The sequence below is a fragment of the Pseudomonas sp. C9-3 genome, assembly GCF_032392015.1.
Lineage (GTDB): Bacteria > Pseudomonadota > Gammaproteobacteria > Pseudomonadales > Pseudomonadaceae > Pseudomonas > Pseudomonas nitroreducens.
The window spans coordinates 284,866-302,857 of the sequence record NZ_CP135919.1; the positions used below are offsets into that span (position 1 = coordinate 284,866).

The following is a 17,992-nucleotide window of genomic DNA, read 5'->3' on the forward strand; positions in this document are numbered from 1 at the left end:
ACAAGCAGCACCCGAAGGTTGGAGGGGGGGGGAGTGAACGGTCTGAAAACGACATGTCTGATGTCGGAAAACGCTGTTGAACACTCGTTCATCCTTGGCTATGGTGGCCCAACGCTCCTGCGGACCCTTCTGCAGGACATTCCGTCATTCGGATGAGGCCCTTGCATGCGTTATTCGTCGCTTGTGGACAGGATGGTCGGACCCGGCGTTGCCGCCTGGGATATTCACTACGCCGCCATTGCCGCCCAACGCGCCGGCCGCGACGTGATAGTGCTCAGCGTCGGCGACCCCGATTTCGCAACCCCGGACTTCATCACCGATGCCGCCGTTTCCGCCTTGCGCGACGGCGACACCCACTACAGTGATGTAGCTGGCCGCCCGGCACTTCGCCAGGCGATTGCCGCACTACATGAGCGACGATTCGGCCAAAAGGTCGCCGCCGAGAACGTCATTGTTGTCGCCGGCGCGCAGAACGGCCTGTTCGCCGCCGCGATGTGCCTGCTGGAAAAAGGCGACGAGGTCATCACCTTCGATCCGGTCTACGTCACCTACGAAGCCACGCTGAAGTCCACCGGTGCCGTGCTGGTCGGGGTTCCTACCCGTCCGGAGAATGGTTTCCGCCCTCTGGCCGGTGACATCGCGGCTGCCATCACGGCGCGCACCAAGGCGATCTTCCTCGCCAACCCGAGCAACCCCACGGGCGTCGTGCTGACTCGCGAGGAGTTGCTGGCGATCGCCGAGTTGGCGCAGGCCCACGATCTCTGGGTGGTGGTGGACGAGGTCTACGAGGGCCTGACCTTCGAGCGCGAACACCAGAGCGTCGCCGCGCTGCCGGGCATGGCCGAGCGCACCCTGAGCATCGGCAGCCTGTCGAAATCCCATGCCATGACCGGCTGGCGCGCCGGCTGGATAGTCGCCAACCCGACGCTGGTCGGGCATCTGGAAAACCTTGCGCTGAACATGTTCTACGGCCTGCCGGGGTTCGTGCAGGAGGCCGCGCTCGCTGCGGTGGAGCGCCACGATGAAGTGGTGGCGTCGATGCGTGAGATCTACCGCCGCCGCCGCGACCTGGTGGTGGCGGCGCTGAGTGATTGCCCGCGGGTGACGGTCCTGTCGCCCGAAGCCGGCATGTTCGTCATGGTCGATGTACGCGACACCGGCCTCAGCTCGCTGGACTTCTCCTGGCAGCTGTTCCATGCCACCGGCGTCTCGGTGCTCGACGCGGCAGCGTTTGGCCCGCAGGCGGAAGGTTTCGTGCGGCTGTCCTTCGGGCTGAGCGACGAGAGCATGGCCGAGGCCTGTGCGCGGATCATTCGCTTCGTCGAGTCGCTTCCCGCACGTGCCGAATCAACTGTAGGAGCGAGGGGGGCGCCTCAGCCATTGCTCGCGAACGCTCCTGATGCTTCTGCGGCTGTGGCTGGTTCGCGAGCAAGCTCGCTCCTACAGAAAGCAGAGCAGCCCACCACTAAGCCGGTGATCGAAGTCCAAGATATCCACAAGCGCTTCGGCGACTTCGAGGTGCTCAAGGGCGTTTCGCTGTCGGCCCGCGAGGGCGAGGTGATCTCGCTGATCGGTGCCAGCGGCTCGGGCAAGAGCACCCTGCTGCGCTGCATCAACATGCTGGAGATTCCCAACCAGGGCTCGGTCACCGTCAACGGCGAAACCATCCGCCTGGCTCAGAGCCGCCAGGGCGAGCCGATGGTCGCCGACCAGAAGCAGCTCACCCGTATCCGCTCGCAGCTGGGCATGGTGTTCCAGAGCTTCAACCTGTGGCCGCACCGCACCGTGCTGGAGAACCTGATCGAAGCACCGACCTTCGTCCTCCACGAGAGCAAGGCCGAGGCCCGCGAGCGCGCCGAGGCGTTGCTGGAACGTGTCGGCCTGGCGGAGAAACGCCACGAATACCCGGCCTTCCTTTCCGGCGGCCAGCAGCAACGCGTGGCCATCGCCCGCGCGCTGGCCGTGCGACCGAAAGTGATGCTGTTCGACGAACCGACCTCGGCGCTGGACCCGGAGCTGGTGGGCGAAGTGCTGCGGGTGATCCGCTCGCTGGCCGAGGAGGGGCGGACCATGATCCTGGTCACCCACGAGATGGCTTTCGCCCGCGACGTGTCGAGCCATGTGGCGTTCCTGCACAAGGGCCTGATCGAGGAGGAGGGAACGCCCGAGGAAGTGTTCTCGCGCCCGCGCAGCGAGCGCTGCCGGCAGTTTGTCAACGCGCACCAGAATCGCTGACCGATGCCGCGCTGCCGGCGCATCGATGAGCGTGACCCATAACAAACGAAAACAACGCAGGGGATCACGATGAGCAAGAAAGGTCTGTGCAATCTGATGGTGGGTGCGGCGATGCTGATGGCCGGCGCGGCGAGCGCCCAGGCCGAGACGATCCGCTTCGCCCTGGCCGCCGAACCCTATCCACCCTTCTCGCAGAAGCAGCCCGACGGTAGCTGGGTCGGCTTCGAGCCGGACCTGATCCACAAGGTCTGCGCCGAGATGAAGGCCACCTGCGAGATCGACGAAGTAGCCTGGGACGGCATCATCCCGGCGCTGCTGGCGAAGAAGATCGACGTGATCTTCAACTCCCTGTCGATCACCGACGAGCGCGAGAAGCAGATCGCCTTCAGCCGCCCCTATTACGACACCCCGGTCGCCGTCGCCGCGCCGCAGGCGGTGGACGTGCAGATCAGCCCCGAAGGCCTGAAGGGCAAGGCCATCGGCGTGCAGATCTCCACGGTCAGCTCCAACTACCTGAAGAAGTACTACGAGAAGATCGCCGACGTGCGCTACTACGACACCCAGGACTCGGTGAACGCCGACCTGGTGGCCGGGCGCATCGACCTGATGATGGCCGATGGCATTGCCGTGGCTTCCTTCGTCAAGTCGCCGGACGCCCAGGCTGCCGGCATCGTCAACAAGGGCGAAGTGAAGTACGACCCCCTGTTCGGCCGTGGTGTTGGCGCCGGCATGCGCAAAGGCGACACCGAGCTGAAGGCGAAGATGGACGAGGCCATCGGTAAACTGCTCGCCAGCGACGACTACAAGGCGCTGTCGGACAAGTACTTCGGCATGAGCGTCGCGCCCAAGCAGTGACCCCGGCGCGATCCGCTTCAGCGCCCGCGCGCTTCTCCGGCGCGCGGGCACGAACCTGAGCCTCCCTTCCTGGAGACGGCCATGCAAAGCATCTTCGACCTGATCGGCTTCGGTCCTACGGGCTGGGGCCCGGCCCTGCTCAAGGGGTTGCTGGTCACCCTGCAGATTTCCGTCGGGGCCTTCCTGGTCGGCCTGCTGATCGGCCTCGCCGCGGCCAGCGCCAAGATCGGTGGTCCGCGCCCGCTGGCGATGCTCGCGCGCGGCTACACCACGTTGTGCCGGGCGGTACCGGAACTGCTGCTGATCCTGCTGCTGTTCTACGTCGGCTCCATGGGCCTGAACCAGTTCTTCGAGTGGCTCGGCTATGGCCAGGTGAAGCTCAACGGCATGATGGTGGCCATCGTCGTGCTCGGCCTGGTGCAGGGCGCCTACGCGTCGGAGATCTTCCGTGGCGCGATCCAGTCGATTCCCTATGGCCAGATCGAAGCGGCGCGCGCCTACGGCATGCACGGCTTCGGCCTGTTCCGCCGGGTGACCTTGCCGATGATGGCGCCCAACGCGCTGGCCGGCATGGCCAACCTGTGGGTCAACCTGATCAAGGACAGTGCGCTGATCAGCGTGGTGGGCACCAACGAGCTGCTCTACACGGCCAAGCAGGCCGCCGGCTCGACCCGCCACTACCTGACCTTCTACCTCACCGCGGCGGCGCTGTACTACGTGCTCACCGTGCTTTCCAACCTGTTCGCGGGCTACCTGGAGCGACGCTTCCGTCGCTGGATTCCGGCGGTCTGAACGAGGCGCGGCGATGAACGAACACTGGCTATTCGTCTACGGGGCCCTGCTGCTCAAGGGCCTGGGCACCACCCTGGTGATCCTGCTGATTTCCGCCATCCTCGGCTTCGCCCTGGCGCTGGTCGTGGCGCTGGCGCGGATGTCGCGCAACTTCCTGGTCTCGCGCCTGGCGCTGGCGTACACCAGCGTGATTCGCGGCACGCCGTTGCTGGTGCAGATCTATATCTTCTACTACGGCCTGGGCAGCCTGTTCGCGCAGTTCCCGCTGATCCGCGGGAGCTTCCTCTGGCCCTACCTGCGCGACGGCTTCTGGTACATCGTGATCGCGCTGATCCTCTCGGTCGGCGCCTACGTCGGCGAGGTGGTTCGCGGTGGCCTCAAGGCGGTGCCGCGCGGCGAGCTGGAGGCCGCTTCGGCGTTCGGCATGAACCGCAGGCTGGTGCTCTACCGTGTGTGGCTGCCGAGGGCGATCCGCCTGCTGTTGCCGACGCTGGCGGGGGAGAGCGTGATGCTGCTCAAGTCCACCGCGCTGGCGTCCACCATCGCCGTGGTCGACCTGCTCGGCGCGGCCAACGTGGTGCGCGCGCAGACCTTCCAGGTGTATGAGCCGCTGCTGCTGGTGGCGGCGATCTACGTCTGCCTGACCTTCATCATCGAGGCGCTGTTCGCCGTGCTGGAGCGCACCACGCCGGTTCGCCGCGAAACACAGAAGCCGGCGCAGCGATCATGGTTGGGCAAGCGTCGCGCAAGAACGGCGGTTTGAATATTCACGGCTCGCCCAACGACATCCAGCCGACGCGCAGCAGATCGTTGCCAAACCTCAGGCGTAGGCGCCGCGACGGAGGCCCTCTACCCAGCAGCGGCTGAGTTCGAGGCCGTCGGCGGCGCTGAAGTTGCTCGGGTTCAGGCACCACTCCAGCCACAGCCCGTCGAGCATGGCGGAGAGGCCGATGGCGGCCAGGCGCGGGCGCGCCACGCTGAAGCTTTCGGCGTGGGCGAGCTCGCTGATGAGTGTTTCGAGGATGGCAAGGTAGCTCTGATAGCCGCGCTCGTGCGCCTCGTTCACCGGCGGCGAGTGGCGGATCAGGCTCCAGAACACCACCCAGGGGCTGAGCAGGTCGGGGTCCAGCACTTGCGGTGAGAAGGAGCCGGTGAGGAAGGCTTCCATGCGTGCGGCGGGATCGCTGCCGACGGCGTCCACCTGCTGGTAGAGCGCCTGGGTGACCTCGCTGGCAAGGGTCTCGTAGGCCTGGGCAACCAGCGCGTCGATGCTGCCGAAATGGTGATTCACCAGGCCAACGGCAACGCCGGCTTCCTTGGCGATGCGGCGCACCGAGATGCCCGCGTGGCCATCGGCGACCAGGCACTTGAGGCAGGCACGTACCAGGTGGTCGCGACGTTCCTCGGAGGTGGCGCGCTGGGCTTTCTGGCGGGGCATGTCCACGGTGCGAGGTCCTTTTGCGGCGTGCCGGAAACCGGCGACTGGAGTCGATACTAGGAGGCGCCGGCAAAGATTTCCATGGGCGATTCGGACAGAGGAGAGGGCTTGATGATCGAGGATGTGTCCTTCAGCGTACCGGGTGACTCGGGCGCGGAGCTGCGCGTTCTGGCGTGGCGTATCGACGGCGGCAAGCCGGGGCCGCGGGTGCACCTGCAGGCCGGCGTGCACGCCGATGAAATCGCCGGGATGCTGGTGCTCCACGAACTGCTGCCGCGCCTGCGCGAGGCCGCCGAACGCGGCGTGCTCAATGGCAGCGTGACGCTGGTGCCGCAGGCCAATCCCATCGGCATCGGGCAGTTCCGCCAGGGGCGGATTCTCGGCCGCAACCATGACGCCACGTCGCGCAACTTCAACCGTGGCTTCATCGCCTCGGCAGCGGCCAGCGGGACCCTGGACAACCTCACGCTGTGGCAGAAGCGCCTGGCCGAACTGGCCGCGCCGGCGGACATTGTCCTCGACCTGCACACCGACGACGAGGCGCTGCAGTATGTCTACGTCCACGAGTGCTTCTGGCCGGCCGCGCAGGACCTCGCCGCGGCGTTGCGCGCGGAGTTGGCAATCATCTGGGAAGGCGATGGTGACGGTGCGTTCGAAGAAGTGGTGATTGCGCCCTGGCTGGCCGAACAGCGCTTCGATGGGCGCCTGGTCGCCACTGTTGAACTGCGTGGCCAGGGCGACGTCAGCGATGCCCTGGCGCAGCAGGATGCCGACGGCCTCTATCGCTTCCTCGGCGCGCGCGACGTGGTGGACGATGCAGGCCCGTTACCGGAATGGAAGGGCGTCGCCACACCGATGGGCTTCATGGAAACCGTGTTCGCGCCGGCGGCGGGCGTGCTGGTTTTCGAACGTGAGCTGGGCGAGTACATCGAGGCGGGCGAGCGCTTCGCGCGCATCATTGCCCACCCTGGCGACGCCAGCAGCGAGCACATCCTGCGCGCACCGCAGAGCGGGCTGCTCGCCACACGCTATCGCGACCGGTTGATCCCGCAGGGCGCCATCGCCGCCAAGCTGACCGGCAGCGCGACTTCCAGCACCTGGAGTTCCGGCGCGCTCGATCCGTAGCGCCTGGCTGCTGTTTTGTAGGAGCGAGCTTGCTCGCGAACAAACCCCGCTGCGGGGGCTAGGGTTCGCGAGCAAGCTCGCTCCTACAGGGATATGCGTTACAGCCAGACAGCGTTCCAGAAGGAATATTCACGAAGTGATTTGACCAGTCCTGCGCGCAAAGGGTTGGCGACCAAATAGCGAGCCGCTGCTTTCAGGTCTTCATCGTGTCGCAGGGCGTAGTCGTGGTAGCCGGATTGCCAGACTTTGCCCGTGCGTTTGAGTGCCTTGTTGAGCGAAATGGCAGTGAGCGATTTGAGCGACTGCATGAAGTCACTGAGCGAGTGTCCATTGAGTTGCACCAGGCAATGCAGATGATCTGGCATCAATACCCAAGCCAGAATGCTCGTCGAAGTTAGTTGATGAAGCTCGCGGGCGACGGCGCTGGCGGCTGACCACTGATGGAAGAGCGGTTTGCGCTGGTGAGTTACTGTCGTCAGGAGGTATATCTGACCGTCAATCGAGCAACGCCCGTTTCGTAGATCCCTGCCATGAAATCCCATCGTGCCGCTCCCGTGCTGTCCGATGTCAAAGATTGCAGAGGAGGTGGGGCATGACTGTAGGAGCGAGCTTGCTCGCGAACCTGCGGGTCCGGTTCGCGAGCAAGCTCGCTCCTACAAAAAACAAACGACAAAAGCAAAAACGCCCGCGCAAGGCGGGCGTTTTGGTGAGCGGCGAACTCAGTGGTGTTCGCGGGTGGCGCGGAAGGTGATGTCCGGCCAGCGCTCTTCCATCAGGCTCAGGTTGACGCGGGTCGGGGCCAGGTAGGTGAGGTGGCCGCCGCCGTCCACGGACAGGTTCTCGAAGGCCTTGTCCTTGAACTCCTTGAGCTTCTTCTCGTCCTTGCACTCGATCCAGCGCGCGGACCAGACGTTGATCTGCTCGTAGGCGCACTCGACCTTGTATTCCTCCTTCAGGCGGCTGGCGACGACGTCGAACTGCAGCACGCCGACGGCGCCGAGGATGATGTCGTTGTTGCGCTCGGGGAAGAACACCTGGGTGGCACCTTCCTCGGCCAGTTCCTGCAGGCCCTGGCGCAGCTGCTTGGACTTCAGCGGGTCCTTCAGGCGCACGCGGCGGAACAGTTCCGGGGCGAAGTGCGGGATGCCGGTGAAGCCCAGCGCCTCGCCTTCGGTGAAGGTGTCGCCGATCTGGATGGTGCCGTGGTTGTGCAGGCCGATGATGTCGCCGGCGAAGGCTTCTTCCAGCTGCTCACGCTCGCTGGAGAAGAAGGTCAGCGCGTCGGCGATCTTCACGTCCTTGCCCAGGCGCACGTGGCGCATCTTCATGCCCTTCTCGTACTTGCCCGAGCAGATGCGCATGAAGGCGATGCGGTCGCGGTGCTTGGGGTCCATGTTCGCCTGGATCTTGAACACGAAGCCGGAGAACTTCTCCTCGGTCGGCGCCACGGTGCGCTCGTGGGCACCACGCTCCAGTGGTTGCGGGGCCCAGTCGACGATGCAGTCCAGCACCTGGTCGACACCGAAGTTACCCAGCGCGGTACCGAAGAACACCGGGGTCATTTCGCCCTTGAGGAAGGCGTCCTTGTCGAACTCGTGGCAGGCGCCCTGGACCAGTTCCAGCTCTTCGAGGAAGTTGTCGTAGAGGTCGCCCAGGTGCGCGCGGGCCTCGTCCGAATCCAGCTTGTCGATGACCTTGGTCTCGATACGCTCGTGGCCGTGGCCCGGCACGTAGACGATGATCTTGTCCTGGGCGAGGTGGTACACGCCCTTGAAGTCGCGGTAGCAACCGATCGGCCAGGTGATCGGCGCCGCCTTGATCTTCAGCACCGCCTCGATCTCGTCGAGCAGTTCGATGGGGTCGCGGATGTCGCGGTCGAGTTTGTTGATGAAGCTGACGATGGGCGTGTCGCGCAGCCGGCAGACTTCCATCAGGGCGATGGTGCGTGGCTCTACACCCTTACCGCCGTCGAGGACCATCAACGCCGAGTCCACCGCGGTGAGGGTGCGGTAGGTGTCTTCGGAGAAGTCTTCGTGGCCGGGGGTGTCGAGCAGGTTGATCATGTGCTCGCGGTAGGGGAACTGCATCACCGAGGTAGTGATGGAGATGCCGCGCTGCTTCTCCATCTCCATCCAGTCGGAGGTGGCGTGGCGGTCGGACTTGCGCGACTTCACGGTACCGGCGACGGCAATCGCCTTGCCCATCAGCAGGAGCTTCTCGGTAATGGTGGTCTTACCGGCGTCGGGGTGGGAAATGATCGCGAACGTGCGGCGCTTCGCGACTTCGGCGGCTTGGATGCTCATGGATGGATGCCTGGTCGATTCGGTGAAGACGGGCAGCAAGCGGCCCGAAAAACGCGGGATTATAGCCTGAATCGAGGCGCCGCCGGCAGACCCGGCGACGCAAGGCTCGGGGCTGTCAGTGGCCGCTGTCGGCGACCGGCTCGGCGCCCTTGTAGATGCGCCGCACCAGCGGGCCGATGGACAGGCCCTGGAGCAGGATCGACACCAGCACCACCACGTAGGTCAGGCTGAGGATCAGGTCGCGCTGCTCGCCCAGCGGCAGGGACAGCGCCAGGGCCACCGAGACGCCGCCGCGCAGGCCGCCCCAGACGAGGATGCGGATGGTCCCGGCGGGCACCTGGCGGCGGCCGTTCTCGGTCTGGCGCAGCACGACGATGGCCGGGGCCACGGTGAGCAGGCGCGAGATCAGTACCGCGCCGCCCAGGGTGAACGCCGCCACCACGTGCAGCCAGTTGAACGGCAGCAGGAGCAGCTCCAGGCCGATCAGGGCGAACAGCAGGGCGTTGAGGATCTCGTCGATCAGCTCCCAGAACTTGTCGATGTAGCGCCGCGTTTCGTCGGACATGGCGTAGTGGCGCGCCTGGTTGCCGATGATCAGGCCGGCCACCACCATGGCGATGGGCGCCGACACGTGCAGCCGCGCCGCCAGCGCAGCGCCGCCGATCACCAGGGCCAGGGTGAGCATGACTTCCACCTGGTACTGGTCGATGCCGCGCATCATCAGGAACACGCCATAGCCCAGCGCCGCGCCGAACAGGATGCCGCCGATGGCTTCCTGCACGAACAGCCAGGCAATCGTCGAGGCGGTGGGCGTTTCGCCGGCCAGGAGGATGCCCAGCAGGATGGTGAAGACCACCACGGCGGTGCCGTCGTTGAACAGCGACTCGCCGACGATCGTGGTGGCCAGCGGCTTGGGCGCGCCGGCGGACTTGAGGATGCCCAGCACCGCGATGGGGTCGGTGGGCGAGATCAGCGCGCCGAACAGCAGGCAGTAGATGAAGTCCACGTGCCAGCCGAAGAGGGCGAAGGTGTAATAGGCCAGGTAGCCGATCACCGTGGTGGCGATCAGCACGCCGAAGGTGGCCAGCAGGCCGATGGGCCACTTGTAGTTGCGCAGGTCGGCGAGGTTCACGTGCAGCGCGCCGGCGAATAGCAGTGCGGGCAGGAACCAGGTCATCAGCACGTCGGAGAAGTCGATGCGGCTGATGATCTGCTGCATCTCGACTTCCAGCACCGGGTAGCCGAGCAGCGACATGCCCTGGGCGATGAAGGAGAACACCAGGGCGGTGGCCATGACGCCGATGGTCGGCGGCAGGCGGATGAAGCGGTAGTTGACGTAGGTGAGCAGGGTGGTCAGCGCGATGAACGCCGCGGCCAGATCAAGCATGGCGATGAATCTCCGTGGTAGGCAAGACGCCGGCCCCGAGTGACCTATCCATGGGTCGGGGGCACGCGAAAGGATCCCGATGATAACCGCTGGGCGAAGTCGCGTACGTATTCACCGGGCGCATCCGCCGTTGGGCAAGCGGCGGGGGCCGATGGTTCAGCCGGATCGGAAGTTTTTTCGAAAGTTTTTTTGTCCGCCACAGCCCCCGGACCATGGGGGCTGAAGCCGAATGCGCGGCCGCGCGATGGCACAAGGATGGCAATTTTATTGAACGTAACGGCGCGCACGGGGGTCCACCCCTTCGCGACGACATTCCGTAGGCGCTTTCGCAAGTACTTGATTCTCGTCGCGTTTAATCGAGGTCCCAGGTAAGTCTCAGGACGGGATCGAGCGTCACGTGAGCGCGGCGATGCCAGTCGCCGCGCACCCGAAGGGAGTCCCCCAACCATGGTGAAGTCCACCACGGGCAAGGCCCTGTTCGGCGTCTGCTTTGCAGTCGTTGTGCTGGCTTTGCTGATCCACTGGATCACCCCCGCCACTCTGTGGCAGTACCGCGAAGACCTGCTGTTCTACCTGCAGGCGCACCTGATCCTGGTGTTCGCGTCCATGTTCGCCGCCATCGTGGTCGGTATCCCCGCCGGTATGCTGCTCAGCCGGCCCGCCCTGCAAGGACAGGCCGAGCGCCTGATGCAGATATTCAACGTCGGCAACACCATCCCGCCGCTGGCCGTGCTGGCCATCGCCCTGGCGATCGTCGGGATCGGCAATGGCCCGGCGATCCTCGCGCTGTTCCTCGCTTCGCTGCTGCCCATCGTGCGCAATACCTACGAGGGCCTGCGCGCCGTGCCGGCGTCGCTCAAGGAAGCGGCCACCGGCATCGGCATGACGCCGCGGCAGGTGCTGCTGCGCGTCGAACTGCCCAATGCGGTGCCGCTGATCATGGGCGGTGTGCGCATTGCGCTGGCGCTCAACGTCGGCTCCGCGCCGCTGGCCTTCCTGATCGGCGCCAACAGCCTGGGCAGCCTGATCTTCCCCGGCATCGCCCTGGACGACCAGTCCAAGCTGCTGCTCGGCGCCGTGTGCACCGCGCTGCTGGCGCTGGTGCTCGATGGCCTGGTGGTGCTGTTCAGCCGCGGTTTCCTGGAACGGGGGCTGGCGAAATGAGAGGGAGTTGTTTGAAAGGAGCCCGCATGACACGACGTCTGCTTGGCGCGCTGGGCCTTGTGCTCGCCGCCACAACCAGTCTCGCGCAGGCGGCCGATGTGATCCGCATCGGCGGCAAGCCGTTCACCGAGCAGCGCCTGCTCACCGCCATCACCGCGCAGTACCTGCAAAGCAAGGGCTACGAGGTGAAGGTCACCAACGGCCTGGGCAGCACCCTGGCGCGCAGCGCGCAGCAGAGCGGTCAGCTGGACCTGGTCTGGGAGTACACCGGCTCGTCGCTGATCGTCTACAACAAGGTCAAGGACAAGCTGGACGCCGAGCAATCGCTGGCCAAGGTCCGCGAGCTGGACGGCAAGAAGGGGCTGGTCTGGCCGACGCCCGCGCCGTTCAACAACACCTATGCCCTGGCGATGCCCGAGGAGCAGGCCGAACAGCTCGGGGTGCGTACCCTCAGCGATCTGGCCCGGGTGATGAAGGAGCAGGGCGACAAGCAGACCCACCTGTTCGCCATGGACCCGGAATTCGCCGGCCGCCCGGATGGCCTCGCGCCGATGAGCGAGCTGTACGGCTTCCACTTTACCCGCGACGACGTGCGGCAGATGGATGCGGGCCTGGTGTACACCGCGCTGAAGAACCGCCAGGTGTTCGTCGGTCTCGTCTACACCACCGATGGCCGCCTGAAGGACTTCAAGCTGCGCGTGCTGGAAGACGACAAGCAGTTCTTCCCGTTCTACAACGCCGCGCCGGTGATGCGTGCCGATCTGCTGCAGAAGCATCCCGAGCTGAAGACGCTGTTCGATCCCATCGCCAAGTTGCTCGACGACAAGACCATGCAGGCGCTCAACGCCCAGGTCGATATCCAGCAGGAGCCAGTGCAGCGCGTGGCGCAGCAGTTCCTGCGCGAGCACCAACTGATCGGCGACAACGCGCAGACCACCCGGAAGCAGCCTGCCGGGGAGGAGAACTGACATGGACTTCATGACCGTGATTTCCCGCCTCGACTGGGTGCAGGTCGGCCAGCTGACGCTGCAGCACCTGATGCTGGTATCCGTCGCCGTGGGCCTGGCCATCGTCGTCGGTGTGCCGCTGGGGGTGCTGATGACGCGCTTCAAGTGGCTCGCCGGGCCGCTGCAGGGCGCCGCCACCGTGGTGCTGACCATTCCCTCCATCGCGCTGTTCGGCCTGATGCTGCCGCTCTACTCGAAGATCGGCCAGGGCCTCGGGCCGCTGCCGGCGATCACCGCGGTGTTCCTCTATTCGCTGCTGCCGATCCTGCGCAACACCTACCTGGCGCTGACCAACGTCGAGCCCGGCATCCGCGAAGCCGGCAAGGGCATCGGCATGACCTTCTGGCAGCGCCTGCGGATGGTCGACATCCCCATTGCCGTGCCGGTGATCCTCGCCGGCGTGCGCACGGCCGTGGTGATGAACATCGGCGTGATGACCATCGCCGCGGTGATCGGCGCCGGCGGCCTGGGTGTGCTCATCCTCAATTCCATCAGCCAATCCAACATGCCCATGCTGGTGGTCGGCGCGGTCCTGGTGAGCCTGCTCGCCATCGCTGCCGACCTGCTGCTGCAGTGGTTGCAGCGTGCGCTTACCCCGAAGGGCCTGCGCCCGCAGACAGGAGACTGAACATGATCGAACTCGACCAACTGACCAAGACCTTCACCCTCAAGGACGGCAAGGAATTCCGCGCCGTGGACAAGGTCAGCCTGACCGTGGACAAGGGCGAGATCTGCGTGTTCCTCGGCCCCTCCGGCTGCGGCAAGACCACCACGCTGAAGATGATCAACCGCATCATCCAGCCCACCTCTGGGCGCGTGCTGATCGACGGCCAGGACACCGCCGAACTGGACGAGGTGACCCTGCGCCGGCGCATCGGCTACGTGATCCAGCAGATCGGCCTGTTCCCCAACATGACCATCGAGGAAAACATCATGGTCGTGCCGCGCCTGCTGGGCTGGGACAAACAGAAGTGCAAGGACAAGGCGCGCGAGCTGATGGCCATGGTCAAGCTCGAACCCAAGCAGTACCTGTCGCGCTATCCGCGCGAGCTGTCCGGCGGGCAGCAACAGCGCATCGGGGTGATCCGCGCGCTGGCGGCGGATGCGCCGCTGCTGCTGATGGACGAGCCCTTCGGCGCGGTGGACCCGATCAACCGCGAGTCGATCCAGAACGAGTTCTTCGAGCTGCAGCGCAAGCTGGGCATGACCGTGATCATGGTCAGCCACGACATCGACGAGGCGATCAAGCTGGGCGACAAGGTGGCGGTGTTCAAGAGCGGCCGCCTGCTCCAGTTCGACCACCCGGATACGCTGCTGGCGCACCCGGCTGACGAATTCGTCAGCGCCTTCACCGGCCAGGACAGCACGCTCAAGCGCCTGCTGCTGGTGCGCGCCGAGGATGCTGCCGACAGCAGTATCGTCACCGCCCACCCGCAGACCACGGTGGCTGAAGCGCTGGAGAAAATGGAGGAGGACGACCGCCGCTACCTCGTCGTGGTGGACGCCAACGGCAAGGGCCTGGGCTACGTGCGCCGCAAGGACATGCGCCGCAAGGACGGTGTGTGCAGCGACTTCCTCAACGAATTCCGCGTGACCGCCAGCCACGATGAACACCTGCGTATCCTCTTGTCGCGCATGTACGAGTTCAACAGCTCGTGGCTGCCGGTGCTCGATGCGGACGGGCAGTTCCTCGGCGAGGTGACGCAGGAGTCCATCGCGGACTACCTGAGCTCCGGCCGCTCGCGTGGGCGCAAGACCAATATCGTGTCGCCGGCTGAGGTTGCCCAGGCTTCGTAGGGTGTTACCCGTACCCCCGCTGCGGATGGTTCCATTTCCCCCGCCCTCTCCCTGAAGGGAGAGGGAGCTGATCGTGCCGGCTGACGCAGCAGCTTCAGCCGGTGCCGAACGGTCCCCTCTCCCTTCAGGGAGAGGGTTAGGGAGAGGGAGTGCCCAGCTCCGATTTTCCCCGTTCACCCTCCACGATATCCCCACCCGCACCACCCATCCCGAACAGCTGAACTCCCCCCTCTGTCACCGGTCGTTAACTCAGTAGGCCGATGATGCTGAAACTCGTCGAAAGCCCCGTTCTGTGCGGTATTCCGTGCATTTTGTTGAGTATCCAAAACAGTCAACCGGCAGTGCGACAAAGGGATGTAAAAAAGCGGCAATTCAGGGTTGAACTCACGAACTTCAGGTCCTAAAGTTCGCGCCCGAACGTCCATGCTGGAAACGATCCATCCGGCTCAAGTACTGACGACGAGAGATAGCCGGTGCCTTGCCCCGGTATCGGTAATGCTCGGCGACATGCCTTGGGAAGTAGGCGAACCAAAGTGGGGAAACGGATTCGACGTTCAGCTTCACCCCTACGAATAACCTGTTCTGCCATTTGGAGTCCCAACCATGTCCATCAAGGTCGAGGATTACTTCGCCCCCGAAACCTTCCAGCGCATGAAGGCATTCGCCGACAAGCAGGAAACCCCCTTCGTCGTCATCGACAAGCAGACCATCGCCGATGCCTACGACCAGCTGACCGGCTGCTTCCCGTTCGCCAAGATCTACTACGCGGTGAAGGCCAACCCCGCCACCGAGATCACCGAGTTGCTGCGCGACAAGGGCTCGAACTTCGACATCGCCTCCATCTATGAGCTGGACAAGGTGATGAAGACCGGTGTGCGCGCCGAGCAGATCAGCTACGGCAACACCATCAAGAAAGCCCGCGACATTCGCTACTTCTACGAAAAGGGCGTGCGCCTGTTCGCCACCGATTCCGAAGCCGACCTGCGCAACATCGCCAAGGCTGCACCGGGCTCCAAGGTCTACGTGCGTATCCTCACCGAAGGCTCCACCTCGGCCGACTGGCCGCTGTCGCGCAAGTTCGGCTGCCAGTCCGACATGGCCATGGACCTGCTGGTGCTGGCCCGTGACCTGGGCCTGGTGCCCTACGGCGTGTCCTTCCACGTCGGTTCGCAGCAGCGTGACATCGGCGTGTGGGACGCGGCCATCGCCAAGGTCAAGGTCATCTTCGAGCGGCTGAAGGAAGAAGACGGCATCGAGCTGAAGCTGATCAACATGGGCGGCGGCTTCCCGGCCAACTACATCGCCAAGACCAACAGCCTGGAAACCTACGCCGAAGAGATCATCCGCTTCCTCAAGGAAGACTTCGGCGACGAGCTGCCGGAAATCATCCTGGAGCCGGGCCGCTCGCTGATCGCCAACGCCGGCATCCTGGTCAGTGAAGTCGTGCTGGTGGCGCGCAAGTCGCGTACCGCGGTGGAGCGCTGGGTGTTCACCGACGTGGGCAAGTTCTCCGGCCTGATCGAAACCATGGACGAGTCCATCAAGTTCCCGATCCACGTGGAGAAGAAAGGCGAGCTGGAAGAAGTGGTGATTGCAGGCCCGACCTGCGACAGCGCGGACATCATGTACGAGCACTACAAGTACGGCCTGCCGCTGAACCTGGCCGCTGGCGACCGCCTGTACTGGCTGTCCACCGGCGCCTACACCACCAGCTACAGCGCGGTGGAATTCAACGGCTTCCCGCCGCTGAAGGCGTTCTACCTGTAACGCTGAATGCCCCACGAAAAGCCCCGCCGATGCGGGGCTTTTTCATTCTGCGGCGCTGAAGCTGTTGCGCAGGAGCGGACTTTGTCCGCGAAATCCCGCACCAGGAAGGAAGCCGAAGCGACACACCACCCTGTAGGAGCGAGCTTGCTCGCGAACGCTCTGGTCCCGCTGCGATGGGCGGTTCGTGAGCAAGCTCGCTTCTACAAAGAGCTTGTGTACCCTCGTCGGACGGAACGAAAAACGCCCCGCAATGCGGGGCGTTTTTCATGGCATCAGAGCCGACTCAGCCCTCCTTGGGCTGCTTCGCCACCGGAGTCTGCGCCGTGGCCGGCGTCTTGGTATCGGTGGCGATTTCCTGCTGCTGTGCGGCCTTGTCCATCGGCAGCTTGTCGAACTCGTGCAGGCCGTCCTTCTTGTACGGGTCACCGATCCAGCGCGGTGCAGCGGCAAACTGCTGGTTCACCAGGCTCTTGGCCGGTTCGTAGCGATCGTAGCTCAGGCCGGCGAGGTCCGACAGGGTGTGGATCAGGTGCGAGCTGCTGTAGGAGCGATTGGCCACCGCCTGCAGGTCGCGGGGGTGGTCAGCCTGCCAGCTCGGCGAGGTCCAGACCATGAACGGAATGGTGTACATCGGCCGGGTCGGGTCCATCTCGTTGCGGCCCAGGCGGTCGTGGTTGCCCGAGCTGTAGACCTCTTCGCCGTGGTCGGAGAGGTAAAGCATGAAGCCATTGGCGTTGGCGGCCGAGTAGCGCTTGATCAGGCTCGAGACCACGAAGTCGTTGTAGCGCACCGCGTTGTCGTAGAAGTTGTACGTTTCCACCTGGTCATCCGACAGCGCCGAGGGCGCGCCCTGGCGGTCCTTGAAGTAGGCGAACTCCTCGGGGTAACGGTAGCGGTAGTCCATGTGCGTGCCCAGCAGGTGGACGACGATGAACTTCTTCTGCGCCGGGTCCTTCAGGGCCTTCTCGAACGGGTCCAGCACCACGCCGTCGTACTGGCTGGCGTTCTGGTTGCGCTGGTTGTTCAGGTACGCCTGCTCGTCCGTCTGCTGGGAGAAGGTGGTGAGCATGGTGTTGCGCTTGGTCATCGTCTGCTGGTTGGTGATCCAGAAGGTCTTGTAGCCTGCCTGTTTCATCAGGTTGATCAGCGACGGATCAGTGAGGAACTTGTCCGGGTTCTGCTCATCACCGAAGGTGAGGATCTGCTGCATCACCTCGATGGTGTAGGGGCGCGGCGCAACCACGTTCTGGAACACGGTGAGGCCCTTGCCGCTGGCGGCGAGGGCGTCGAGGTTCGGCGTGGTGTCGCGGCCGTAGCCGTACAGGTGCATGTGCTGGCGGGTGGTGGATTCGCCCAGCACCAGCACCAGCGTGCGCGGGGCTTCGCCGCTGCTGTCCTTGAGGTTCTGCAGGGGCGGCAGGGAGGCGTTCTGCTGCAGCAGCTTCTGCATGTTGTCCAACTGCTGGCGGTACTGGACGTACCCCACCACCAGTTGCCACGGTACCGCCGGCTCCATGCGCGACTGCACCTTTTCCAGCGCCTGGGCGAAGGTGCGCTCCTGGGTGACCATCTGCTTGTAGAAGGGGTAGAACAGGTTCAGCACCACCAGCAGCACGGCCAGCGGCACGCGGGCATAGGCCGGCATGCTGATCGGGCGGATACGCTTCCACAGCAGCACGGCGACCACGGTGTAGGCCAGCAATGCCAGGCACAGCCAGAGGCTGAAGTACTGGCTGAAGTATTCGCCGGCCTCGGCGGTGTTCGACTCGAACATCACGAAGATGACGCTCTGCGAGAACTCCTGCTTGTAGATGCCGAAGTAGCTCAGGCCCACCAGCGAGGCGCCCCAGAGCACCAGGCCGATGACGGCGGCGATGCCTTTGGTGAAGCGCGGCAGCAGCAGCGGCGGCGCGAGCCACAGGCTGCTGAGGAAGAAGGCGTCACGGAAGCCGGCGAAGCCGGTAGTGCCGCTGAACAGGATCAGCGCCTGGGTAACGCCGGAGAAGTACCAGAAGAACAGCAGGAGCCAGCCCAGGGCGGCCCAGTCCACGCGTTTGCGCGCTACGGGGGATGTGGTGTTCGACACTTGCGCCTCGTCGTTACGTGGCGGCTGCCGAACACT

15 protein-coding genes are annotated in these 17,992 nt (G+C 64.7%); 10 read left to right on the forward strand and 5 right to left on the reverse strand.

The genetic code is table 11. The features are described from left to right. The first annotated feature begins 165 nt into the window (after positions 1 to 165). From RS899_RS01305 to RS899_RS01320, 4 genes are all read left to right on the forward strand, one after another. Complete coding sequence (locus RS899_RS01305) at positions 166 to 2,235, forward strand: aminotransferase class I/II-fold pyridoxal phosphate-dependent enzyme (RefSeq protein ID WP_315808910.1); 2,070 nt, start codon at positions 166 to 168, stop codon at positions 2,233 to 2,235. Between the two features lie 69 nt (positions 2,236 to 2,304). After that, positions 2,305 to 3,090 carry a transporter substrate-binding domain-containing protein gene (locus RS899_RS01310; protein WP_054906669.1) on the forward strand — a complete coding sequence of 262 codons (786 nt, stop codon included), beginning with the start codon at positions 2,305 to 2,307 and terminating at the stop codon, positions 3,088 to 3,090. An 81-nt stretch (positions 3,091 to 3,171) separates the two neighbouring features. Continuing rightward, a complete protein-coding gene (locus RS899_RS01315; protein ID WP_015475765.1) occupies positions 3,172 to 3,882 on the forward strand; it encodes an ABC transporter permease in 711 nt (236 codons plus the stop codon). 13 nt (positions 3,883 to 3,895) lie between these two features. Beyond that, a complete protein-coding gene (locus tag RS899_RS01320; protein WP_038803230.1) occupies positions 3,896 to 4,645 on the forward strand; it encodes an ABC transporter permease in 750 nt (249 codons plus the stop codon). Positions 4,646 to 4,702: 57 nt separating this feature from the next. Here the strand turns inward: RS899_RS01320 and RS899_RS01325 are convergent, their stop codons facing one another. Next, positions 4,703 to 5,326 carry a TetR/AcrR family transcriptional regulator gene (locus tag RS899_RS01325; RefSeq protein WP_054906667.1) on the reverse strand — a complete coding sequence of 208 codons (624 nt, stop codon included), beginning with the start codon at positions 5,324 to 5,326 and terminating at the stop codon, positions 4,703 to 4,705. 105 nt (positions 5,327 to 5,431) lie between these two features. Here RS899_RS01325 and RS899_RS01330 point away from each other — a divergent pair, with 105 nt between their 5' ends. Continuing rightward, on the forward strand, positions 5,432 to 6,445 hold the full coding sequence (locus RS899_RS01330; protein WP_315808911.1) for a succinylglutamate desuccinylase/aspartoacylase domain-containing protein: 1,014 nt from the start codon (positions 5,432 to 5,434) through the stop codon (positions 6,443 to 6,445). Between the two features lie 98 nt (positions 6,446 to 6,543). On the opposite strand, the gene RS899_RS01335 is transcribed toward RS899_RS01330, so the two are convergent. The 3 genes from RS899_RS01335 to RS899_RS01345 form a co-directional block, all read right to left on the reverse strand. Then, positions 6,544 to 6,987, reverse strand: a complete 444-nt coding sequence (locus RS899_RS01335; protein ID WP_315808912.1) for an REP-associated tyrosine transposase — start codon at positions 6,985 to 6,987, stop codon at positions 6,544 to 6,546. A gap of 177 nt (positions 6,988 to 7,164) precedes the next feature. Beyond that, entirely contained in the window at positions 7,165 to 8,748 is a 1,584-nt protein-coding gene (locus RS899_RS01340; RefSeq protein ID WP_054906664.1) for a peptide chain release factor 3, read from the reverse strand. Between the two features lie 115 nt (positions 8,749 to 8,863). Then, complete coding sequence (locus RS899_RS01345; protein WP_315808913.1) at positions 8,864 to 10,135, reverse strand: sodium:proton antiporter; 1,272 nt, start codon at positions 10,133 to 10,135, stop codon at positions 8,864 to 8,866. A gap of 447 nt (positions 10,136 to 10,582) precedes the next feature. Here RS899_RS01345 and RS899_RS01350 point away from each other — a divergent pair, with 447 nt between their 5' ends. The 5 genes from RS899_RS01350 (at position 10,583) to RS899_RS01370 (ending at position 15,870) form a co-directional block, all read left to right on the forward strand. Beyond that, positions 10,583 to 11,299: an ABC transporter permease gene (locus RS899_RS01350; protein WP_038803232.1), complete on the forward strand. Its 717-nt coding sequence runs from the start codon at positions 10,583 to 10,585 to the stop codon at positions 11,297 to 11,299. A gap of 26 nt (positions 11,300 to 11,325) precedes the next feature. Further along, complete coding sequence (locus RS899_RS01355) at positions 11,326 to 12,267, forward strand: glycine betaine ABC transporter substrate-binding protein (RefSeq protein ID WP_315808914.1); 942 nt, start codon at positions 11,326 to 11,328, stop codon at positions 12,265 to 12,267. Between the two features lies 1 nt (position 12,268). Continuing rightward, positions 12,269 to 12,934 carry an ABC transporter permease gene (locus RS899_RS01360; RefSeq protein ID WP_236175610.1) on the forward strand — a complete coding sequence of 222 codons (666 nt, stop codon included), beginning with the start codon at positions 12,269 to 12,271 and terminating at the stop codon, positions 12,932 to 12,934. Between the two features lie 2 nt (positions 12,935 to 12,936). Then, on the forward strand, positions 12,937 to 14,103 hold the full coding sequence (locus RS899_RS01365; protein WP_054906661.1) for a betaine/proline/choline family ABC transporter ATP-binding protein: 1,167 nt from the start codon (positions 12,937 to 12,939) through the stop codon (positions 14,101 to 14,103). A gap of 603 nt (positions 14,104 to 14,706) precedes the next feature. Beyond that, the gene (locus RS899_RS01370; protein ID WP_054906660.1) at positions 14,707 to 15,870 is read left to right on the forward strand and encodes a type III PLP-dependent enzyme; all 1,164 of its coding nucleotides are present in this window, start codon (positions 14,707 to 14,709) and stop codon (positions 15,868 to 15,870) included. Positions 15,871 to 16,153: 283 nt separating this feature from the next. Here RS899_RS01370 and RS899_RS01375 read toward each other — a convergent pair whose 3' ends face one another. Further along, complete coding sequence (locus RS899_RS01375) at positions 16,154 to 17,956, reverse strand: phosphoethanolamine transferase CptA (protein ID WP_315808915.1); 1,803 nt, start codon at positions 17,954 to 17,956, stop codon at positions 16,154 to 16,156. Positions 17,957 to 17,992: the final 36 nt, after the last annotated feature.

Coding starts and splice junctions, on each gene's coding strand:
- RS899_RS01305 (WP_315808910.1), top strand. CDS start 166: ATGCGTTATTCGTCGCTTGTGGACAGGATGGTCGGACCCGGCGTTGCC.
- RS899_RS01310 (WP_054906669.1), top strand. CDS start 2,305: ATGAGCAAGAAAGGTCTGTGCAATCTGATGGTGGGTGCGGCGATGCTG.
- RS899_RS01315 (WP_015475765.1), top strand. CDS start 3,172: ATGCAAAGCATCTTCGACCTGATCGGCTTCGGTCCTACGGGCTGGGGC.
- RS899_RS01320 (WP_038803230.1), top strand. CDS start 3,896: ATGAACGAACACTGGCTATTCGTCTACGGGGCCCTGCTGCTCAAGGGC.
- RS899_RS01330 (WP_315808911.1), top strand. CDS start 5,432: ATGATCGAGGATGTGTCCTTCAGCGTACCGGGTGACTCGGGCGCGGAG.
- RS899_RS01335 (WP_315808912.1), bottom strand. CDS start 6,987: ATGGGATTTCATGGCAGGGATCTACGAAACGGGCGTTGCTCGATTGAC.
- RS899_RS01340 (WP_054906664.1), bottom strand. CDS start 8,748: ATGAGCATCCAAGCCGCCGAAGTCGCGAAGCGCCGCACGTTCGCGATC.
- RS899_RS01345 (WP_315808913.1), bottom strand. CDS start 10,135: ATGCTTGATCTGGCCGCGGCGTTCATCGCGCTGACCACCCTGCTCACC.
- RS899_RS01350 (WP_038803232.1), top strand. CDS start 10,583: ATGGTGAAGTCCACCACGGGCAAGGCCCTGTTCGGCGTCTGCTTTGCA.
- RS899_RS01355 (WP_315808914.1), top strand. CDS start 11,326: ATGACACGACGTCTGCTTGGCGCGCTGGGCCTTGTGCTCGCCGCCACA.
- RS899_RS01360 (WP_236175610.1), top strand. CDS start 12,269: ATGGACTTCATGACCGTGATTTCCCGCCTCGACTGGGTGCAGGTCGGC.
- RS899_RS01365 (WP_054906661.1), top strand. CDS start 12,937: ATGATCGAACTCGACCAACTGACCAAGACCTTCACCCTCAAGGACGGC.
- RS899_RS01370 (WP_054906660.1), top strand. CDS start 14,707: ATGTCCATCAAGGTCGAGGATTACTTCGCCCCCGAAACCTTCCAGCGC.